Below are 20,847 nucleotides of genomic sequence, written 5' to 3'. Positions count from 1 at the left end.
GCTTGAGGGGAGGGCAGCAATGCCACAAGCATTCGTCACGGGGGCGACCGGTTTCGTCGGGATCAACCTGGTCGATGAACTCATCGCCCGGAACTGGCAGGTCACCTGCCTGGTGCGCCGGGGCTCGAACACCAGCCTTCTGAGCCGGCGCCCGGTCGGCCTCGCGACCGGCAGCATCACCGATATCAACAGTTTGCGTGAAGCCATGCCGCCCGCGGTCGACGTCGTCTTCCACGTCGCGGGCGATACCAATCTGTGGTCGCGCAACAACGCGCGCCAGACCGCCAACAATGTCGACGGCACCCGCAACATGTGCGATGTCGCCCTCGAGAAGGGCGCGAGGCGCTTTGTCCACACCTCGACCATTTCGGCCTGGGGCCTGATCGACGGCCCGATCACCGAGGACACGCCGCAGCAGGGCGGCGCCTCGTGGATCAATTACCAGCGCTCGAAGTACCTTGCCGAACAGGAAGTGAAACAGGCCATCGCGCGGGGGCTCGATGCCGTGATCCTGAACCCGGGGGCCATCGTCGGCGCGCAGGACAGCCACACCTGGGCCCGCCTGTTCCTGATGGTGGCCGAAGACGAATTGCCCGGCATCCCGCCCGGCGGTGTCTCCTTCACCCATGTCCGCGAAGTGGTGAAGGCCCATATCGCCGCCGCCGAGAAGGGCGCGACCGGGGCCAATTACGTGCTGGGCGGCACCGACGCCACCATGCGCGACTTCGTCGCCGAGATCGCGCGCCGCCTGGGCAAGAGCCGGGTGCCGCCGGTGGTGCCGCTCGCCGTCCTGAAGGTCATGGGTCGCCTCTATGCCCTCAAGGGCCTGCTGACCGGACGGGAGCCGCCGGTCACCCCCGAAGCCGCCGCCATGGCGGCCAAATCCAACCCCTGCCCCAGCCTGAAGGCGCAGCGCGAACTCGGCTACCGGCCGGTGCCGCTGGCCGATATGGTGGCCGACTGCGCGGATTGGCTGATCGCGCAAGGCTATATCGAGAGACCGAGATGACCGACGACATCGCCATCCGCCCGATCACCGACGACGACGTCGAAAGCGTCGTTGTCCTGTGGGAAGCCTGCGGCCTGACCCGGCCGTGGAACGACCCGCGGGACGACATCGCCCGCGCCCGCGGCTCGTTGGAAGCGGTGATCCTGGTGGCGGAGCGCGATGGCGAGGTGGTCGGCACGGTCATGGTGGGTCACGACGGGCACCGGGCCTGGATGTATTACGTCGCGGTCGCCCCCGCGCTGCAGGGCACGGGGCTGGGGCGGCAACTGGTCAAGGCGGCGGAAGTCTGGGCGGCGGCGACGGGGATGCAGAAGATGCATCTGCTGATCCGGCCGGAGAACGGCAAGGTGCGCGGTTTCTACGAATCGATCGGCTATGCCGAACAGCCGCGGGTCATGATGGCGAAATGGCTGGACGGCCGGCCGCTCGATCCCTGATCCTCCCGATCCAAGAAAGATCAAGAAAGATCAAGAAAGATAACGAGGGAGAGTTCATCGTGGCATTCGCGGCTTTCGATCTGACGGGCAAGGTGGTGCTGGTGACCGGCGGCAACAGCGGCATCGGGTTTGGCTTCGCCGAGGGTTGCGCGAGGGCGGGCGCCGACATCGCCATCTGGGGCACCAATGTCGCCAAGACCGAAGCCGCGGTCGAGCGCCTGTCGGCCCATGGCACCAGGGTCGCCGGTTTCGCGGTGTCGGTCGACGACGAGGCCGCCGTCGCCGACGGTTTCGCCCGCACCGTCGATGCCTTTGGCCGGGTCGATACCTGCTTCGCCAATGCCGGGGTGATCGGCGGTGCCGCGTCCTTCATGCAGCTCGGCCTCGACGAATGGCGCCGGGTGATGGCGGTCAATCTCGACGGCGCCTTCCTGACCTTGCGCGAAGCCGCCCGCCACATGACCCTGCGGGGCGGCGGCGGCTCCCTCGTCGTCACGGCCTCGGTCGCCGGCCTCGAAGGCGCGGCGCGGAGCGAGCATTACGGCGCCAGCAAGGGTGCCGTCGTCTCGATGATGCGCGGCATCGCCGCCGAACTGGGACGCGACGGCGTCCGCTGCAACGCCGTGCTGCCCGGCTGGGTCGAAAGCGACATGACCGGCGCCATCTTCGCCAACCCCCGTTTCCAGGACAAGGTACTGCCCCGGGTGCCGGTGCGGCGCTGGGGCCGGCCCGAGGATTTCGCCGGCATCGCCATCTATCTCGCCTCCGATGCCAGCAGTTTCCATACGGGCGACTGCATCGTCATCGACGGCGGCTACACGATTTTCTGAGCCATGACCCTCGACGAACTGGGGCTTTCGCCGTTCCGCCCCCGGCCGCCCTGGCTGGGCGGGCATCTGCAGACGATACGCAATGCCCTGATGAAGCCCATGGTCGCCCGCCCGCCGGCCAGCGAGACCGAATTGCGCCTGCCGGTGTCGGACGGCACGGGCGATGTGCTGCACGCCGTGCTGGACCAGCCGGCCGCTGCCGGTGAGGGTCTGCCCCTCGTCCTGCTGGCCCATGGCATCGCCGGCAGCGCCGAGAGTTTCTACATGCGGGCCGTGGCGGCACGCCTGCTCGGCCTCGGCTACCGGGTGCTGCGGGTGAACCTGCGCGGCGCGGGGCCGAGCCGGATCGACTGCAAGCGCCATTACCATGCCGGCCGCTCGCAGGATCTGCGCGACGCCATCGACGGCCTGTCGCCCGAGCTGACCGCCCTCGGCATCGTCGCCGTCGGCTTCTCGCTGGGCGGCAACACGGTGCTGAAACTGGCGGGCGAACAGGGGGCCAACGGCCCCGTGACCGGCGTCGTCAGCATCTGCGCGCCCATCGACCTCGGCGCCACCACGCGGGCGATGAACCGGCGCGGCAACCGCTTCTACCAGTCCTATCTGCTCAAGGCGTTCAAGGCGGAATATGTCGCGCCCGGGGCGGAATTGTCGGCCCCCTTGCGCGCCGCCGTCGCCGCGGCGGAGAGTTTCGTCGATTTCGACCGTAACGTAACCGCGCCCCGCAACGACTATGCCTCGCCCGAGGCGTTCCACGCCGCGAACAGCGCCCGCCATTTCGTCGACCGGATCCGCGTGCCGACGCTGGTGATCGCGGCCAAGGACGATCCGATCATTCCCTTCTCGACCTATCGCGCCGTCGAATGGTCGAAATTGCCGTCGATCATGCCGGCCTTCACCGAAGGCGGCGGCCATGTCGGCCATCACGGCCGGGGTGGCATCTGGTATGTCGACGCCGTCGAGAAATTCCTGTCCGCCCTCGCCCGGCGCGACCACCATAACTAACGGGAGAGCTTCCATGACCCTCGATCCGCAGGCCAAGGCCATCATCGACCAGATCGCCCGCTCGCCTTTGCCGCGCCTCCATCAGGTGCCGGCCAGCGTCGCCCGCCAGATGTTCGAGATCACCTGCAAGCTGACCGACATGAAGGACCTGCCCATCGGCCGGATCGAGGAACGCAGCATCCCCGGGCCCGACGGCACGCAGCTGCCGGTGCGCATCTATACCCCGGTCGCGGCGCCGGCCGGCCCCCTGCCCGTCCTCGTCTTCTTCCATGGCGGCGGCTTCGTCATCGGCAGTCTCGACACCCATGACTCGCCCTGCCGGCTGCTGGCCAACGAGGCGCGCTGCCTCGTCGTCTCGGTCGATTACCGGCTGGCGCCGGAGCATCGCTTCCCCTCGGCGGTCGACGACTGTCTGGCCGCGGTCAACTGGGTCGCGCGCAACGCGGCCGAGATCAACGCCGATCCGACCCGCATCGCGGTGGGCGGCGATTCGGCGGGCGGCAACCTGTCGGCCGTGGTCGCCCAGCAGCTGCGCGACGCGGGCGGCCCCAAGGTCGTGTTCCAGCTGCTGATCTATCCCGCGACCGATGCCCTGCACGAGGGCCTGTCGCGCACGGCCAATGCCGAGGGCTACATGCTCGACAAGGACCTGATGACCTGGTTCTTCGTCCAGTATCTGGGCGACGGTTCCGATGTCGATCTGGCCGATCCGCGCTTCTCGCCGCTGCGCCATCCGAACCTGGCCAATCTCGGCACCGTCCATGTCATCGTCGCCGGCTTCGATCCCCTGCGCGACGAAGGCATCGCCTATGCCGAGGCGCTGAAGGCGGCAGGCAACAAGGTGACGCTGTCGGAATTCCCGGGCCAGATTCACGGTTTCTGCTCGATGGCGGGCGTGATCGAGGCGGGCCGCACCGCCCTCGTCGAAGGCGCCGCCCTGCTGAAGGCCGCTTTCGCCGAGGCTTGAGGAGATCAGCCGCGCGGCGCGCCCATCAGGGCGGGCCGCTCGCGCTTCATGGTCGCGCTCAGCTGGTCGATCATGGCGCGCAGGCGGGGCGCATGGCGCAGGTCGCGGTGCACCGCCAGCCAGACTTCACGCAACGGACAGGCGCCCGGCGCGGTCAGCCGGGTCAGGCCCTCGTCGTCGCCGATGAAACAGGGCAATAGCCCGACGCCGAGCCCGGCCTTGACCGCCGCGAGCTGGGCGGCGATGCCGTCGACCCGCAGCGCCGGCCGCGCCCCGCGCGCGACCGAGGCGAACCACTGCGCATCGGCCGCGCCCGACAATTCCGGCGGCGGCCCCACCGCGTCGCAGCCGGAAAAGGTGCCTGCCGTCGGCGCCCGCCGCTCCTCCGGGTCGAGACCGACCGAGAGAACATAGCGGGGCGAGGCATAGACGGCGAAGGCGATGAAGGCGACGCGCCGGACAAACAGCTCGGCCTGATCGGGCAGCGAGAAGCGCAGGGCGATGTCGCTGTCGCGCCGGGCGAGCACCGGCGGCCGCTCGTCGGCGACCAGTTCGACCGCAAGGCCCGGATGGCTGGAAATAAAGGGCGCCAGCCGCGAGGCGAGGAAAGGCGCGATCAGCAATTCCGGGGCCGACAGACGCAGGATGCCTTCAAGCGGGGTCGGCCCGCCCGCCAGCTCGACCTGCAATTCGGCGACGGTGCCCGCGACATGCTCGGCGGCGGCGACCACCCGGCTGCCCAGTTCGGTCGCGATCAGGCTGGTGCCCTGGCGCTCGAACAGGGGCTGACCGGTCGCCGCCTCCATCGCGGCGAGGCGCCGGCCCATGGTCGACTGGTTGAGTCCCAGCGCGCGCCCGGCCGCCGTCAGCGTGCCGTGACGGGCAATCGCCAATGCGATCTTGAGATCGTCCCAATCCTGCATGACTCTGGTCCAAAGAAAGAAAACGAATCGACGGGGGGCACGCGGGCATCATGGCATCGAAACTGTTCGACATGACAGGCAAGGTCGCGGTCGTCACCGGCTCCAGCCGGGGCATCGGCCGCGCCATTGCACAGGAACTGGCCCGCGCGGGGGCAAGCGTCGTCGTCTCCAGCCGCAAGGCCGAGGCTTGCGACAAGGTCCGCGCCGAGATCGAGGCGCAGGGCGGCACGGCCGCCGTCATTCCCTGCAACATCTCGTCCCGCGATGAATGCGAGGCGCTGATCCGGGGCACCATGGCGCGCTTCGGCCGGATCGACGCCCTGGTCTGCAATGCCGCGGTGAACCCCTATTTCGGCCCCATCGCAGACGTGCCGGACGCCGCCTTCGACAAGATCATGGCCTCCAACATCAAGTCGAACCTGTGGCTGTGCCAGCTGGCCCGCCCCGCCCTGACGGCGCGCGGCGGCGCCATCCTGATCATCTCGTCGATCGGGGGCCTGCGCGGCTCCGCCCTCCTTGGCGCCTATTGCATTTCCAAGGCCGCCGACATGCAGCTGGCGCGCAATCTCGCCGTCGAATGGGGCGGCGAGGGTATCCGCACCAATTGCATCGCGCCCGGCCTGATCCGCACCGATTTCGCCCGCGCCCTGTGGGAAAACCCGGACATCGAGCGGGAAGTGCTGCGCAACTGCCCCGCCGGCCGCATTGGCGAGCCCGAGGATATCGCCGGGGCCGCGCTATTCCTTGTGTCCGACGCCGGTCGCTACACCAATGGCCAGACGCTGGCGGTCGATGGCGGTGTCACCATCGCGGGGGGTTAAGCCATGGCGCGCTCCCCCTGCCACACTTCGGCAAGATTCGCATTTCGCGCTTGCAAAATGTTCGCGACTCGATGCCGGGCAGTCTAGGTTACCTTGCTCAAAGCAATCGGCAGGGTCGCGGCGGTGTCTTTCCGCGCCACACTCTATTCTGGTGCCTCACATTATGAAGCCGCGTGGCCGTCGAGGCCGCTTCGTCGCAACCGGTGCTATTGCCGCCCTCGGGTCCATGATCGTCCTTGCCTCGGGGCTGCCGGCCCTGGCGCAGAGCTATCAGCAGGGCTTTTCGGCCTATGAGCGCGGCGACTACGGCCAGGCCTACAAGATCTGGCTGCCGCTGGCGCAGAGCGGCGATTCCGATGCCCAGTTCGGCGTCGGCGTGATCCTCGACAACGGTCAGGGCGTGCCCGAGAACGACGCGGAAGCGGCGAAATGGTATCGCCTCGCCGCCGAGCGCGGCAATCCGGACGCGCAGTTCAACCTCGCCCTGCTCTATGACTCGGGCAAGGGGGTCGAGACCGACAAGACCGAAGCCGCCTTCTGGTACAAGAAATCGGCGCTGAGCGGCCATGTCGGCGCGCAATATAATCTCGCGCTGATGTATGAGAGCGGCGACGGCATCGACCGCGATCCGGCGACCGCCGCCTTCTGGTATCGCAAGGCGGCCGAACAGGGCCATGCCAAGGCGCAGAACAATCTGGGCGTTCTCTACGACAAGGGCATCGGCGTGCCCGAGAACAAGGGCGAGGCGGCGCGCTGGTACGCGGCCTCGGCCGAACAGGGCTTCGCCCGTGCCCAGTTCAACCTGGGCGTCATGTATGACTTCGGCACCGGTGTGCCGCTCGACGACGCCAAGGCCGCGGCCTGGTATCGCAAGGCGGCCGAACAGGGCGACGCCGAGGCGCAGTTCAACCTCGCGCTCATGCTCGACACCGGGGAAGGCGTGCCCGCCGACAAGGCCGGGGCCGCCACCTGGTATCGCAAGGCGGCGCTGCAGGGCAATGCCGCCGCGCAGAACAATCTGGGCGTCCTGCTCGAATCCGGCGACGGTGTGCCGCGCGCGGCGAGCGAGGCCGGCTATTGGTACGAACGGGCGGCCGAACAGGGCAACACCAGCGCGATGCGCAATCTGGCCGCCCTGTTCCGCGACGGTCAGGGCGTGCCGCAGGATCTGGTCGAAGCCTACAAATGGCTGAGCATCGCCATTGATTCCATGGGCTCCGGCCCCGAACGCGAGGCCGCGCTGGAGGACCGCACCGAACTCGGCGAGCGGATGGAGCGGGCCGAGACCAAGGAGGCGCGGCGCCGCGCCGACGACTGGCTGCGCAATGCAGGACCGGGCAGTTCCATGCCGCGCACCGCCAGCACGCCGCCGCCGGAGCGCAGCCGCACCGAACTCGATTCCACGGGCTCGGGCTTCTTCATCTCGATGAGCGGCCTCGTGCTGACCAATCACCATGTCGTCGGCACCTGCGCCGACCTGAAGCTGCGCCTCGGCCGCGAGGCCATCGGCTCGGCCACCATCGTCGCGACCGATCCGGCCCATGACCTCGCCCTGCTGAAAGCCTCGTCGGCGCCGCCGTCGCGGGCGATCTTCCGCATGGGCAAGGATGTCCGCCCGGGCGACGACGTCGTCGCCGTCGGCTACCCCTTGCGCGGCCTGCTGTCGTCGGAAGCCAATGTCACGACGGGCACGATCAGCGCCAACGCGGGCCTGCGCGACGATCCCAATTATTTCCAGATTTCCGCCCCGGTGCAGCCGGGCAATTCGGGCGGCCCGCTGCTCGACCGCGGCGGCCATGTGGTCGGCGTGGTCTCGGCCAAGCTCGACGCGCTCGAAGTCGTCGATACCTATGGCGACATTCCGCAGAATGTGAATTTCGCCATCAAGGGCGGGGTCGCCGCCGCCTTCCTGAACCGCCTGCAGATCGTGCCGGCCGCGGCGGACAGCACCGCCATCCTCTCGGCGGCCGATGTCGGCGAGGCGGCGCGGCGCTATACCGTGCTGGTCGAGTGCTGGAAATAAATCCGGTCAGGGCCTGATCAGCGGGGCGTCGATGCCATCGTCGCTGTGATTGACGCCGAGTTCCGCCAGGGCCTTGATCAGGAACATGTTCAGATTGAAGAAGCGCCCGGCCCGCGTGGTGAAACTGCCGCCGACGATCTTGCTGAGGAAGCGCAGCATGTCCGCGCAGTCGAGCCGGCGTCCGCCCTCGGCGCCAAGCTTGGCCGACTGCTTGGCGGCGTAATCGACGCTGAGACCGGCCGACGACAGAAGATCGGCATCGTTCAGCAGCGCGGCGAGGCGCAGCAGCCGGCGGTCGTCGGCCAGCGGGGCGAGTTCCGGATAGGACAGCGCCGGATCGGGCGGCGCCCCCTCGTAAAAAGCCATGCCGTGCAGGGCCTTCATGTAAAGATTGGGCCCCGCCGGATCGGTCGCCAGCACGATCACATTGATCGCGGCCCTGTCCCCGGCGTCGATGCCGGCGGCAGCGAAGAAGGGGCTGGCCAGATCGGCCGACTGACGCTCCAGCCGGAAACGCTCGGCGCCGTTCATTGTGCCGTCATGCTCGTAATCATGGATCAGCGCGGCAAGGCACAGGAGGCCGTATTCCCGCTGGGTCAGGCGGATCTGGGTCGCGACCGCATCGTTGCGGCAAGCCAGATAATGCGCGTTCAGCAGGACTTCGAGGGTGTGGTGGGCATTGTGATAGGGGTTGACCGGCTTCGGCTGGTCGCGCTGCTCGATCGCCTCGGCCAGCGGCCAGGCGGCGCGGCGATAGGGGTGATCCTCGGCGAAACCCTGCCGCGCCAGCAGCCAGTCGGTGAGCGGCGCCAGTTTCGGTGGCGCCAGCGCCTCCAGCGCCTCGAAGGCGGCGATGATGGACTGGGCGGCCCGACGCGCGGTGCTGCCCTCGACCATGGCGAAAGGCTCCACCGCGAGGTCGATGCCCGCCTTGCAGGCGATCTCTTCAAACGACCTGGTCATCACTGTTCCGTCGCCGGCCGCCACGTCAGACCGGGGTGCCGGGACACGGCACCGACGGCGCGAAGGGAAGCTGGAGCATCGAACTCGTCATGGGTCATCCCGGAAACGCCAATCTTGTGCCAGAAATCTGCCCCTTAACGGACAACCTGTCTCCCGGGGCGTCTGTGACGCAGATCACATGCACGGCAATACAGTCCGGAACCAGCCCTGTGCCAGCCGCATGGCCTCCGCGCCGTGCCCCTGTCATATCATCCAATCCGCTGAAGCGCGCCACGGAATCCGCCTCAAAATCGCACCGATTGGCGTTGGACCGCACCGCCTCCCCTTTCACCATCCCCGGACATGGGATAATGACGCCGGACGGGTCAGTGGCTTGTCGCGTACCGACGGGGACAGGACGGGAATCGCACGATGACTGAGAGAAGCGGACAGGAGCAGCCGGAAGCCACCTCGGCGCAGCAGGATGCGCCGCCGCCGCCCGCGCGCGGCGGCCTGCGCCAGGCGCTGACAGCCAGTCCGGCGCCCCGGCTGATCATCGCCCTCGCCGCCTTCAGCCTGACCACCGCCGCCAATTTCGCCACCCTGATCCGGCCGGCCGACGCACCCGATGAACTGGCCTTGCGCGGCCTGATCGCCGCCGCCCTGCTGCTGGTGCCGCCCGTGCTGCTGCCGCGCCTGTCGGGCGCCATCGCGGCCCGGGGCCGGGGCCAGCCCATCGTCACCTGGTCGATGGCGGTCGCCCTGCTGGCCGCGCTGCTGGCCGCCGCCGGCTACATCGCCCGGGACTGGCGCGGCGGCTGGGCCGGCCTTGCCCTCGAAGGCGTGGTCGGCGCCGTGATCGGGCCGCTGATCCTGTCCGCCCTGCATCGCCGTCTCGGCGCCGAAGGGCGCCTCGCAGGGGCGGCGCGCGCGCTCAGCGCGGTCTTCCTCGCCGCCGCGCTCGGCATCGGGGCCAGCCATGTCCTGATGGCGCTGCCCGGCGGCGAGGTCGCGCTGGCCATCGTCCTCGTGCTGGTCGCCGGGGCCGGCTGGTGGCTGACCCGCTATCTCGCCGCCGGAACGCTGGGCGACCGCCCGGCGGAAGACGATATCGACCTCGCCCAGATGGCGCGGGGCGGTGTTTTCGACACGGCGGAGCGGATGCGCCGTCAGGGCGCGCCCTGGTCGTCGGCCGTCACCGTGGCCTGGGCCGCCGCGGCCGCCATCCTGCTGGTCGCCTATCTGCCGGCGACCGCGCGGCTGATCCTGCGCGGCGACGGGCTGGCGGAATATGCCCTGCTCGGCGTGCTCGCCCTCGGCACCGGTTTCGGCGCCTTCCTCACCCTGCGCCTCAGCCGGGGGCCGGCCAGCGGCGCCCTCGCCCCTGTCACCCTCGGTGTCGCCCTCCTCGCCCTGTTCGACCTGTTCGGCACCGCCGCCGGCATCGACCTCGCCGCGCCCGAGGGTGGCGCCCGCTCGATCTTCGCCCTGGCTGGCGATGCCGGCGCCATGCGCATCGCCATCGACGCCTTCTTCGCCGCCGCTGCCCTCGCCCTCCTTTCGATCCCGCTCCTCGTCCTGACCGGCGATCCGGCGGACGAGCGCGCGACCGCGCATCATTATGCCTTCGCCGGGCTGCTGGTCGGCCTTGCCGGCCTCGCGGCGCTGCTGCTCGGCCTCGTCCTGCGCGGCCTCGGGCTCGGCTTGCCCGAGTTGTTCCTGCTGCTCGGCCTGTCGGGGTTCGCCGTGGTGCCGGCGACACTTCGCCTGTGGCCGGAAGCCCTGTTCAAGGCCGCCGCCGCGCGCCTGCTGCGCCTGCTGTTCCGGGTCGAGGTCAAGGGCCTCGAGAATGTCGCCAAGGCGGGGCCCCGGGTCGTCGTCGTGGCCAATCACGTCTCCCGGCTCGACGCGCCGCTGCTCGCCGCCTTCCTGCCCGGCGAATTGCGCTTCGCCGCCAACGCAACCGTCGCCAAGAGCCGCGCCGCCCGCCTGATGTCGAAGCTGATCCGGCTCTATCCGGTCGACACCGCCCATCCGGTCGCGGTCAAGGCGCTGATCCGTTCGGTCGCCGACGGCACGCCGATGGTGATCTTCCCGGAAGGTCGGCCGACGGTGACCGGCGGCTTGATGAAGATCTACGAGGGGCCGGGCATGGTCGCCGACCGGGCCGGGGCCATGGTGCTGCCGATCCGCATCGAAGGCCCGCAGTATTCGCTGTTCTCGCGCCTCGGCGGCAAGCTGCACCGCCGCCTGTTCCCCAAGGTGACGATCCATATCCTCGAGCCGCGGCGCTTCGAGGTGCCGGCCGGGCTGAACGGCCGCCGCCGCCGTCAGGTCGTCGGCAACAAGCTCTACGACGTCATGGTCGAGATGATGTTCGCCTCGGTCGATCTCGAGATGAACCTGTGGGAGGCGCTGCTCCACGCCCGCACCAACCACGGCGGCAACCTGCCCATCGTCGAGGATCAGGACCGCAAGCCGCTGACCTACAACCGCTTCATCATGGCCTGCTTCGTGCTGGGCCGGGCGCTGGCGCGGGTGACGAAGGACAAGGAAATCACCGGTGTCCTGCTGCCCAACACGGGCGGCGTCGCCGTGACCTTCTTCGCCCTGATCTGCTTCGGCCGGGTGCCGGCCATGCTGAACTTCTCGGCCGGGCCGGCGACCATGGCCTCGGCCTGCCGGACGGCCAAGGTCAGGACCGTGCTCACCTCCCGCCGCTTCGTCGCCATGGCCAAGCTGGAGGAGGCGATCAAGGCGATAAACGAGGTCGCGCAGATCGTCTATCTCGAGGATATCCGCGCCGGCCTTTCCCTGACCGACAAGCTGTGGGGCCTCGCCGCCGCGCGCGCGCCCCGCTTCCTGCACGGCGAGCTGGCGACGCGGCCGGACGATCCCGCCGTCGTCCTCTTCACCTCGGGCAGCGAGGGTCTGCCCAAAGGCGTCGTGCTCAGTCATCGCAACCTGCACGCCAACCTGAACCAGGTCGCCTCCATCGTCGATATCACCGGCAACGACCGGGTGCTGAACCCGCTGCCGGTGTTCCATTCCTTCGGCCTGCTGGGCGGCCTCGTGCTGCCGCTGATCGTCGGGGTGAAGACCTTCCTCTACCCCTCGCCGCTGCATTACCGGGCGATCCCTGAACTCGCCTATGAGACCGGGGCGACCATGATGTTCGGCACCGACACGTTCCTGAACGGTTACGCCCGCGCCGCCCATCCTTACGATTTCTATTCGACCCGCTATATCTTCGCCGGGGCCGAGCGGGTGAAGGACGAGACGCGGCGCATCTATGGCGAGAAATTCGGCGTCCGCATCCTTGAAGGTTACGGTACCACCGAATGCTCGCCCGTCCTCGCGGTGAACACGGCGATGCAGTTCAAGCCCGGCTCCGTCGGCCGCCTGCTGCCCGCCATGCGCGCGCGGCTGGAGCCGGTCGAGGGCATCACGCGGGGCGGCCGCCTCGTCGTTTCCGGCCCCAACATCATGCTGGGCTATTTCCGCCCGGACCGCCCGGCGGAACTGGAAGCGCCCGAGGGCGGCTGGTACGACACGGGCGACATCGTCGATATCGACGAACTCGGCTTCGTCACCATCCTCGGCCGGGCCAAGCGTTTCGCCAAGGTGGCGGGCGAGATGGTCAGCCTCGCCGCGGTCGAACACGAAGCGACGGAAATCTGGCCCGAATTCGCCCATGCCGTCGTCAACCTGCCCGACCCCGCCAAGGGCGAGCGCCTCGGCCTGATGACCACCTGCCCGGAGGCGAAGCGCGATGCCTTCGCCCATCATCTGCACGAGAAGGGCCTGTCGGAACTGCTCCTGCCCAAACTCTTCGTCCATGTCGCCGAACTGCCCCTGCTCGGCTCGGGCAAGACCGACTATCAGGCGGTGAAGGCGGCTTTCGAGAGCAAGGCCTGATCAGGCCGCGACACCGCGCAGGAACACCGCCACCGCCTGCGCGACCCAGCGGGCGATGGCGTCCGGTGTCGGCGCCTCGCCGCTGATCGTCGCCCGGCGCGTGAGGTCGGCATAGGCCATGGAGAGCAGCATGGCCGCGGCCTGCGCCGGATCGGCCAGCCGGATATGGCCCGCCTCCTGCTGGCGGGCGAGCCAGCGGCCGAGCGCGGCGACGATCTTCTCGTGCCCCTCGCGGTAGAAGGCGGCGACCATCTCGGGCACGCGCATCACTTCCGTCGTCGCCAGCCGGTTCGCCGCCAGCCCGCCTTCGGAAAGGCCGAGCGGCGCGAGGCCGTTGAGGATGCGGTTCAGCACCGGCTCCAGTTCCTCCCGCCGCCCGACGACATATTCGTCGAGCCCGGGCAGCATCATTTCCATGAAGCCGGAGATCACCGCCACCAGGATATCGGTCTTGGTCTCGAACAGGCGGTAGATCGTCTTGGTCGAGACCCCGGCCGTCCGGGCGATGGCGCCGACCGAGGCGGCGGCGAAACCTTCGGTCAGAAACACACCCCGCGCCGCGTCGAGGATCGCCTCGCGCAATTCCGCCTCATCTCGCCTCGCCAACGCCGTTCCTTTCGATACGCGACAGATTCTCCTTGACGGAAAGATCGCCGCTGCGATGATCGGCGCCAAGGAAAACAGAAATTTTCCATTTTCGGGAGAGGGAAGATGGCAGGAACGGCGGACGATCGGATCATTTCGGGCGAAGCCTGGCAGGACTTCTGTACAACGATCGCCAATGCCGGCAACATCCTGTTCCGCGAGCAGGCGCCGGCCACCGTGTTCGACCGGGCGGAGGGTATCCGTTACCTGAGCCGGCTGACCCGCGCCTTCCTCGAAGCCTCGGTCGAATATGCCGATCCGGACTTCCCTGCCCTCCGCCGCCTCGCCCATGAAACGGTGAAGATCGGCGCCGACAACCCGGACAATGTCTATCTGTCGGCGACCGTGGCGGGCGACCGCGACTATCTGATCCGGGGCCAGCGCGGCTCCATCGCCTATTTCTCCATCGGCTCCAAGGCCAATCGCTATGCGGTCGACGGCACCATGTCCTCGACCGGCGAGTTGAACGACCGCAGCCTCGACATCCGGCCGGACGGCAGTTTCGAGATCATCGCCTCGGCGACGCCGAAACCCGGCAACTGGCTGCCCCTGGCGCCGGATTCCACCCTCCTCGTCGTGCGCCAGTCCTATCTCGACCACGAGAATGAAAAGCCCGGTCATTACACGATCGAGCGGATCGGCGGCCCGGCGACGCCGCCGCCCCTGCGCGCCGCCGACCTGAACGAAGCCCTGCAGAAGGCGGCCATGGGCGTGATGGGCACCGCCTTCATCTTCGCGCAGTGGACCGAGCTGTTCATGACCCGGCCGAACGAGCTGCCCGACTGGGGCCAGGAGATGTTCCTGCGCGCGGGCGGCGATCCCGACATTTTCTACCTGCACGGTTACTGGAACATCGGCCCCGATCAGGCCTGGGTGATCGAGACCGAGGTGCCGGACTGCCCCTACTGGAATTTCCAGCTGAACAACTGGTGGATGGAATCCCTCGAGTACCGGCACCACCGCGTCTGGATCAACAAGCACGGCGCGAAACTGAACGCGGACGGCAGCCTGACGCTGGTCATCGCCCATCGCGACCCGGGTTTCGGCAACTGGATCGACACCGCCGGCCATGACCGCGGCACCGCCCTGCTGCGCTGGCTGGGCGCATCGAGCCATCCGCTGCCGCGCTGCCGCGTGATTGACCTGTAACGACCGCGTCATCCTGGCGAAGGCCGGGATCTCGCGCCGGAAAAGGCGCTGCAACTGAACCAGATCCCGGACTGCGCCGGGATGACCATTAGAAAACGATAAGAGTTACAGGAGGATATTCCATGGCCGAGGTATTTTCGGTCGAGAAGCTGATGGCGCAGGCGCAGGCCGAAACGGGCCTGGCCGATTTCGGCGACCCCTGGTTCCTGGCCCCGCTGACGGCCCTCGTCCGCTCCCTTAACGAGGAAGCCGATCTGTCCGACATGGGTGCCTTCATCCAGGGCGGCAGCCTGCTGAAATCCCTGTCCGAGCGGCTGCGCCTGATCCAGCTCGTCAAGGATCATCCCGAGATCGAGGACGAGAAAGTCGAGGTCATGGCCGAGATCGTCGGCCTGCCGCGCACCGGCAGCACCATGCTGCACCGTCTGCTGGCCTGTTCGTCGGAACTGACCTCGACCTTTTCGTGGGAGCTGCTGAACCCCATTCCCTTCCCCGGCGAGACGGCGGGCGGCGTCAGCCCCCGCGTGGAGGCGGCGGAGCAGATGACGGCGATCTATCTCGCCACCATGCCCGAAATCGCGGCGATCCATCCCATCGACCCGGTGGGTTACGAGGAGGATGTCCTCCTCCTCGACCGCTCGTTCGTCTCGACCGGCTATGCCACCATGCTGAAGGTGCCGGGCTACGATGAATTCCTGCTCGATTTCGACCAGACCCCGGCCTACCGCGAGCTGAAGACCTGGCTGAAACTGCTGCAGTGGCAGGCGCCGGCGCGCCGGGGCAGGAAGTGGCTGCTGAAGTCGCCGCATCACCTGACCGCCCTGCCCGCGCTTTTCGCCGTGTTCCCGGAATGCCGGGTGGTGATGACCCACCGGACGCCGGTGCAGACCGTGCCGTCCTACGCCAGCATGGCCGCCGCCCTGACCCGGCCGAACACCGATGCCCTCGACCTCAAGGCCATCGGTCCCTTCTGGGTGAAACGTTTCCGCCGCTCCCTGTCCGAGGTGATCGCCCTGCGCGCACGCCACCCCGAGCGTTTCATCGACGCCCGTTACGAGGATGTCCAGCGCGACCCGGTGGGCGAGGCGAAGCGCGTCTATGCCGCCCTCGGCCTGGCCTTCGGCGCGGCGGAGCAGGCGGCGATGCGCGACTGGCTGGAGCAGAACGCCCGCGACCGCCACCCGGCGCATCACTACACGGCCGAGGACTTCGGCCTGACCAAAGCGGGGCTGGAGGCGGATTTCGCCTTCTATATCGACACCTTCCTGAAGAACTGAAAAACGGGGGAAACCATGCTGCTCAAGGACAAGGTGGTCATCGTCACCGGCATCGGCCCGGGCATGGGCGCCAAGATGGCGCGCGACGCCGCCCTTGCCGGTGCCCGCGTCGTCATGATGTCGCGCTCCGATTTCGTCATGGGCGATGTGCTGAAGGATATTCTCGCGACGGGCGGCAAGGCCGTCTCGGTGCTGGGCGACGTGACCAAGCCGGAAGACTGCGCCCGGGTCGCCGCCACGGCCATCGAGGCTTTCGGCACCATCGACGGGCTGATCAACTCCGCCTATTACCACCCGCCCATGGTGCCGCTGCTCGACAATGACGCGGACGACCTGCGCATGGCCTTCGACGTGATCGTGGGCGGCGCGCTGAACATGATCCGCGCCGTGCTGCCCAGCTTCGAGGCCAAGGGCAAGGGGTCGGTGGTCAACATCGGCACCATGGCCGACCGCAAGCCCATGGCGGGCGAAGGCGGTTACGTCCTCGCCAAGGGCGCCCTCGCCTCGCTGACCCGCCAGCTGGCGCTGGAACTCGGCCCCAAGGGCGTCCGGGTGAACATGACCACCATGGGCTGGCTGGGCGGCCCCGCCACCGACATGTTCTTCGAATGGCGCGCCATGACCATGGGCAAGACCAAGGAAGAAGCCGTCGCCGAAGCCGCCGCCCGCATCGCCCTCGGCAAGATTCCGCCGGACGAGGAATGCGGCCGCGCGGCCCTGATGCTGCTGTCCGATTACGCCGTCCAGGTGACGGGTGCGACGCTGGACGTCAACGGCGGCGAATACATGCCCGCCTGATGGGGAGGAAAGAGACCATGGCCCTGCGCCTCGAAGACATCGAACTGATCAAACAGCTGAAGTACAAATACTGCCGCGCGATCGACACCTGCGACCTCGCCCTGCTCGAATCCCTGCTGACCCCGGATGCCGAGGTCGATTACCAGGGTGGCATCTACCGCTTCCATTATGTCGGGCGGGACAATGTCATGCAGGCGATCCGCGAGGCCTTCAACCCGCAGCTCGTCAGCAGCCACACGGTGCATCACCCGATCATCGAGGTGCATGACGACGACACCGCCGACGGCCACTGGACCCTGATCGACTGGACCATGAGCCTCGCCTTCGGCAATACCGTGGTCGAGGGCAGCTCGTTCTATGTCGACAAATACGTGAAGCTGGACGGGCGCTGGCTGATCCGCAAGGCGACCTATTCCCGCCTGTTCGAGCGTGTGCACCAGATCCCGGACGCCAATCTGACCGCCCATCTGCTGGGCAGCAAGACGGCGCCCTGAGACATCGCGCATCGCATCAAAGAAAAACGCCCGGGCCAAAACCCGGGCGTTTCCTTGTTACAGGCGGTGCGCTTACGATCAGAAGGCGACGCGGCTGCGCAGCGAGATCATCTGGCTGCTGAAGTCGCTGTTGCCATAGATGCCGTCATAGTCGATCCCCATCGCGAAGTCTGGCGCCACCGGGAAGGCGAGGCCGCCGGTGACACGGGCATAGTCCCGATCCGGATCGCCGGTGCGGGCGGTCAGGGTCGTCGCGCCCAGCTGCTGCTGGATGGTGTAGCCGTCGTCGAGGAACTCATGCACCCAGCCGCCCGAGACACGCAGGATCATGGTGTCCGAGAACACCGGCGACGGAATGGTGAAGGCACCGCGCAGGCCGACCTCGGTCGTCAGCGAATCCGTGCTGAAACCATCGACGGTCAGCGGCGAGGTACCGGTTTCCTGATAGCCGTCGACCTCGGCATTGGAATAGCCGACCTCGAGGAACGGCGTGACGATCAGCGCGGTGTGCGGCACGTCGCTGGCGAGGGCGATGTCGTAACCGATGCCGAGCTGGGCGCTGAAGTCGCGGGCATCGACATCGGCGATGGCGCTGCCGAGGCCAACGACGCGGGTGCTGTCGTAGCCGATCCAGCTGTAACCGGCGGTCAGGTCGATGTTCAGGTTCTTGGCGACGGTGGCCGCGCCATAGGCGAGCAGGGTGATGCCCGTGCCATCGACATTGGAGCCGGCGTCATGGATATCGGACGAGAAGCCCGACCAGCCAAGGCCGAGACCGACGATCAGGCTGTCGACCGCGCCTTCGCCCTTCATCAGTTCGTAGTCGGCGCCGCCGGTGATCGAGAAGCCGTCCGTATCGCTGCCGATGAGGCCGGGCTGGCTGCTGAACTTGGAGCCGTTGTAGGACCCGGTCAGGAAGGCGCGCAGGCCTTCGACGCCGAAGACATTGTCGGCCATCGTGTCGCCCGCCGCGGCACCCATTTCAGCCGGCGCGCCGTCCATCATCGAGGCGACGGTCGACAGGGTGCTGGTCTCGCCACCACCGATCTTGCCCGACAGGCGCAGGCCGACGTTGCGGAAATGGCTCTCCGACACCAGCATCGGGATATCGACGAAGAGCGGCGTGAAGCTCGCCCGCTGGCCGCCGATGGCCGTGCCGCCCACGCCCTGGAAGGCGAAGATGAAGGTCGCCGGGGTACCGTCGGTCGGACCGCCGTCACCCGAGGACTGGCCGAGCGAATAGACCTCGGCCCCGACCGCGCGCAGGGCATCGAGCGCTTCCGCCTCATTGGCGGCGGCGCCGTAGAAGATGACGAATTCGCGCGTGTCGCCGACGGCCAGATTGCCGAAGTTGAAGTCGAAGGTGGCACCGTGGTCGGCCGGGCCGTTGTCCTCGAAATTCTCGTTCTCGGGGGCACCGCGATTACCCGTGGGCTCCAGCGGGTTGCCGTTGGCGAAGCCGTTGTCGCTGGTCGCGACGATATTGGTCGCCGGCAGGCCCTGGATGGTCACGAATTCGCTGAATTCGGTCGGCGGGATGTCCCAGTCCATGGCGCGGCGATAGCGCAGCTCGCCGATGTCGGTCGTGCCGTTGTTGGTGATCGAGACATCCACCTGATAGAGGCGGGAGTCGACGCTGGGGTGATAGTCGTGGGTGACCGACAGGCGGCGATCCGAGCCGGCCGCACCAACGTTCACCGTCGAAATGGCACTGTCGCCGGTCGAGCGCGGATCGGTGCCGGTGCCCGAAACGGTCAGCGTGGCATCGAACAGATTGCGGTCGCCCGTCGCTTCGCCGGCATTGCCGAAGAAGGGCGCGGCATCATCGCGGGTGGTGAAATCGGCGACGCCCCAGGCTTCGCAGGCGCAGCCCGGTTCCAGGGCATCCTGCCCCCCGGCCGGCAGGTCGAGGAAGGTCAGGCCGACGCCCCCGGTGATCAGATTGCCTTCCGGATTGACGCCGATCGCAACGGTGCCGTTGTCGACGATGGCGGCCTGCGCGAAGGCGGAACCGATGCCGAAACCGGCGGCGATGGCGAGCGAAATGGCGGAAACCGCCAGGCGACGCCCGGCGCTATTCATTCTGGACATGATCTTACCCCCCGGTAAGTCCTGAATTTACAAAGAACGAACCATGCCTGCGGCCCACCCCCGCGTTGTCGCGTCACCACGAATCAGCTGCGGGCAAGCCCCCTTCCGAGGCATGTTTCGCGCATGAAGTTATTGTCTGTATTGTTGGCGGTCAATCAGACCGTCGAATTTCTATCGGACATTTCCAAATCAACTAAAGTATATTAGATACAGGGAGAAAATCATTGATAGTTGATTCCATAGTAATAGGCGCAGGCGCAGCGGGATTGATGTGCGCCATTACAGCCGGAAATCGAAATCTTCGCCCCCTTGTTCTGGAAGGCGGCAATCAGCCCGGGGCCAAAATCATCATTTCCGGTGGTGGTCGCTGCAATTTTACAAATCTTGACGCGAGACCCGAGAGCTTCCTCTCCGAAAACCCGCATTTCTGCAAATCCGCCCTCAGCCGCTACACCCAGCACGATTTCATCGACCTCGTGAACCGGCACGGCATTGCCTGGCATGAAAAGACGCTGGGCCAACTGTTCTGCGACGGCTCGGCCCGGCAGATCGTCGAGATGCTGCTGGGCGAATGCGCGGCGGCCGGGGTGCGGATCGAAACCGGGACGCGCATTACCGAGGTCGGCCACGATGGCAGCCATTTCAGGGTCAGCACCGACCGGGGTGAGGTGCTGGGCCGCAGCCTCGTCGTCGCCACCGGCGGGCCGTCCATCCCGAAGATGGGCGCGACCGGCTTCGCCTATGACATCGCCCGGCAGTTCGGCCTGCGCGTGGTCACGCCCCGACCGGCGCTGGTACCGCTGACCCTCGGGGGCGACGACCTCGCGCTGGCGGCGCCGCTGTCCGGCGTTTCGGTCGAGGCGGTGGCGCGCCTCGGTCCGGCCAGCTTCCGCGAGAAACTGCTGTTCACCCATCGCGGCCTGTCGGGCCCGGCGGTGCTGCAAATCTCGTCCTACTGGCGGGCGGGACAGGCGATCGACTTCGACCTCGCGCCCGATACCGACATCGCCGCCTTCCTGAAGGCGCGCAAGGCCGAGCGGCCGAGGGCCGAGGTCAAGACCGTGCTGGCCGAGGTTCTGCCCGCCCGCCTCGCCCAAGGTCTGGCCAGCGACCAGCCCCGCCCCATCGGCGAGACCGGCGACAAGGCCCTGACCGCCCTCGCCGAGCGGATCAACCGCTGGCGCCCGATCCCGGCCGGCACCGAGGGCTTCGCCAAGGCCGAGGTGACGGCGGGCGGGGTCGATACCCGCGACCTGTCGTCCCGCACCCTCGGCGCGGTCAAGGTGCCCGGTCTCCATTTCATCGGCGAGGCAGTCGACGTCACCGGCTGGCTCGGCGGCTATAATTTCCAGTGGGCGTGGTCGAGCGGCCATGCCGCGGGCGAAGCGGTCTGACGGCCGCCCGCGAATGTGAATTTTTGATAAAGCCGCAGGAAGGTTTTGGCGCCCGGGGCCGATTTCGATTAGATGCCTCGTGAGCGGAGCGCGAACGGAATACCGTTGCGGCTCCGACAATTGT

General features: G+C 67.7%; 17 protein-coding genes. 13 read left to right on the top strand and 4 right to left on the bottom strand.

Translation table 11 applies throughout. The features are described 5' to 3' along the window. Window positions 1-19: 19 nt before the first annotated feature. Genes DKG74_RS10420 through DKG74_RS10400 form a run of 5 tightly spaced genes read left to right on the top strand, consistent with a single transcriptional unit; the run spans window position 20 to window position 4,248 of the window. Window positions 20-1,009, top strand: coding sequence for an SDR family oxidoreductase (locus DKG74_RS10420; protein ID WP_109905442.1), 990 nt, complete (start codon window positions 20-22; stop codon window positions 1,007-1,009). Further along, a complete protein-coding gene (locus tag DKG74_RS10415) occupies window positions 1,006-1,446 on the top strand; it encodes a GNAT family acetyltransferase (RefSeq protein ID WP_109905440.1) in 441 nt (146 codons plus the stop codon). The genes DKG74_RS10420 and DKG74_RS10415 overlap by 4 nt, the downstream gene beginning before the upstream one ends. Window positions 1,447-1,505: 59 nt before the next feature. Then, window positions 1,506-2,276, top strand: coding sequence for an SDR family NAD(P)-dependent oxidoreductase (locus tag DKG74_RS10410; protein WP_109905438.1), 771 nt, complete (start codon window positions 1,506-1,508; stop codon window positions 2,274-2,276). Window positions 2,277-2,279: 3 nt separating this feature from the next. Continuing rightward, a complete protein-coding gene (locus DKG74_RS10405; RefSeq protein WP_109905436.1) occupies window positions 2,280-3,281 on the top strand; it encodes a YheT family hydrolase in 1,002 nt (333 codons plus the stop codon). Between the two features lie 13 nt (window positions 3,282-3,294). Continuing rightward, window positions 3,295-4,248 carry an alpha/beta hydrolase gene (locus tag DKG74_RS10400; RefSeq protein WP_109905422.1) on the top strand — a complete coding sequence of 318 codons (954 nt, stop codon included), beginning with the start codon at window positions 3,295-3,297 and terminating at the stop codon, window positions 4,246-4,248. A gap of 5 nt (window positions 4,249-4,253) precedes the next feature. Here DKG74_RS10400 and DKG74_RS10395 read toward each other — a convergent pair whose 3' ends face one another. Next, complete coding sequence (locus DKG74_RS10395; protein ID WP_109905420.1) at window positions 4,254-5,171, bottom strand: LysR family transcriptional regulator; 918 nt, start codon at window positions 5,169-5,171, stop codon at window positions 4,254-4,256. Window positions 5,172-5,221: 50 nt separating this feature from the next. Here DKG74_RS10395 and DKG74_RS10390 point away from each other — a divergent pair, with 50 nt between their 5' ends. Together DKG74_RS10390 and DKG74_RS10385 are read left to right on the top strand one after the other, a co-directional pair. After that, window positions 5,222-5,992, top strand: a complete 771-nt coding sequence (locus DKG74_RS10390) for an SDR family NAD(P)-dependent oxidoreductase (RefSeq protein ID WP_109905418.1) — start codon at window positions 5,222-5,224, stop codon at window positions 5,990-5,992. Between the two features lie 226 nt (window positions 5,993-6,218). Beyond that, the gene (locus DKG74_RS10385) at window positions 6,219-8,015 is read left to right on the top strand and encodes a trypsin-like peptidase domain-containing protein (protein ID WP_165837632.1); all 1,797 of its coding nucleotides are present in this window, start codon (window positions 6,219-6,221) and stop codon (window positions 8,013-8,015) included. Between the two features lie 6 nt (window positions 8,016-8,021). On the opposite strand, the gene DKG74_RS10380 is transcribed toward DKG74_RS10385, so the two are convergent. Next, window positions 8,022-8,978 carry an HD domain-containing protein gene (locus tag DKG74_RS10380; protein ID WP_109905414.1) on the bottom strand — a complete coding sequence of 319 codons (957 nt, stop codon included), beginning with the start codon at window positions 8,976-8,978 and terminating at the stop codon, window positions 8,022-8,024. 411 nt (window positions 8,979-9,389) lie between these two features. Here DKG74_RS10380 and DKG74_RS10375 point away from each other — a divergent pair, with 411 nt between their 5' ends. Beyond that, the gene (locus tag DKG74_RS10375) at window positions 9,390-12,875 is read left to right on the top strand and encodes an AMP-binding protein (RefSeq protein WP_109905412.1); all 3,486 of its coding nucleotides are present in this window, start codon (window positions 9,390-9,392) and stop codon (window positions 12,873-12,875) included. Here DKG74_RS10375 and DKG74_RS21735 read toward each other — a convergent pair whose 3' ends face one another. Beyond that, window positions 12,876-13,481 (bottom strand): TetR/AcrR family transcriptional regulator, encoded by a 606-nt coding sequence (locus DKG74_RS21735; protein ID WP_165837631.1) that lies wholly within the window; start codon window positions 13,479-13,481, stop codon window positions 12,876-12,878. It abuts the gene before it with no gap. A 105-nt stretch (window positions 13,482-13,586) separates the two neighbouring features. Here DKG74_RS21735 and DKG74_RS10360 point away from each other — a divergent pair, with 105 nt between their 5' ends. The 4 genes from DKG74_RS10360 (at window position 13,587) to DKG74_RS10345 (ending at window position 17,238) form a co-directional block, all read left to right on the top strand. Then, window positions 13,587-14,669: a DUF1214 domain-containing protein gene (locus DKG74_RS10360; protein WP_109905410.1), complete on the top strand. Its 1,083-nt coding sequence runs from the start codon at window positions 13,587-13,589 to the stop codon at window positions 14,667-14,669. Between the two features lie 122 nt (window positions 14,670-14,791). Beyond that, the gene (locus DKG74_RS10355; RefSeq protein WP_109905408.1) at window positions 14,792-15,946 is read left to right on the top strand and encodes a sulfotransferase family protein; all 1,155 of its coding nucleotides are present in this window, start codon (window positions 14,792-14,794) and stop codon (window positions 15,944-15,946) included. Between the two features lie 15 nt (window positions 15,947-15,961). After that, window positions 15,962-16,744 (top strand): SDR family oxidoreductase, encoded by a 783-nt coding sequence (locus DKG74_RS10350; protein WP_109905406.1) that lies wholly within the window; start codon window positions 15,962-15,964, stop codon window positions 16,742-16,744. A 17-nt stretch (window positions 16,745-16,761) separates the two neighbouring features. Continuing rightward, a complete protein-coding gene (locus DKG74_RS10345) occupies window positions 16,762-17,238 on the top strand; it encodes a nuclear transport factor 2 family protein (protein ID WP_109905404.1) in 477 nt (158 codons plus the stop codon). Between the two features lie 78 nt (window positions 17,239-17,316). Here the strand turns inward: DKG74_RS10345 and DKG74_RS10340 are convergent, their stop codons facing one another. Next, complete coding sequence (locus tag DKG74_RS10340) at window positions 17,317-19,329, bottom strand: autotransporter family protein (protein WP_109905402.1); 2,013 nt, start codon at window positions 19,327-19,329, stop codon at window positions 17,317-17,319. 269 nt (window positions 19,330-19,598) lie between these two features. On the opposite strand from DKG74_RS10340, the gene DKG74_RS10335 reads away from it, so the two are divergent. Continuing rightward, window positions 19,599-20,723 (top strand): BaiN/RdsA family NAD(P)/FAD-dependent oxidoreductase, encoded by a 1,125-nt coding sequence (locus DKG74_RS10335; protein WP_243404094.1) that lies wholly within the window; start codon window positions 19,599-19,601, stop codon window positions 20,721-20,723. The last annotated feature ends 124 nt before the right edge of the window (window positions 20,724-20,847 follow it).

Origin of the sequence: Zavarzinia aquatilis (genome assembly GCF_003173035.1) — a bacterium.
GTDB classification, from domain to species: domain Bacteria; phylum Pseudomonadota; class Alphaproteobacteria; order Zavarziniales; family Zavarziniaceae; genus Zavarzinia; species Zavarzinia aquatilis.
The sequence above is the reverse complement of the archived record's forward strand: the minus strand, read 5'-3'. Positions and strand labels throughout refer to the sequence as shown.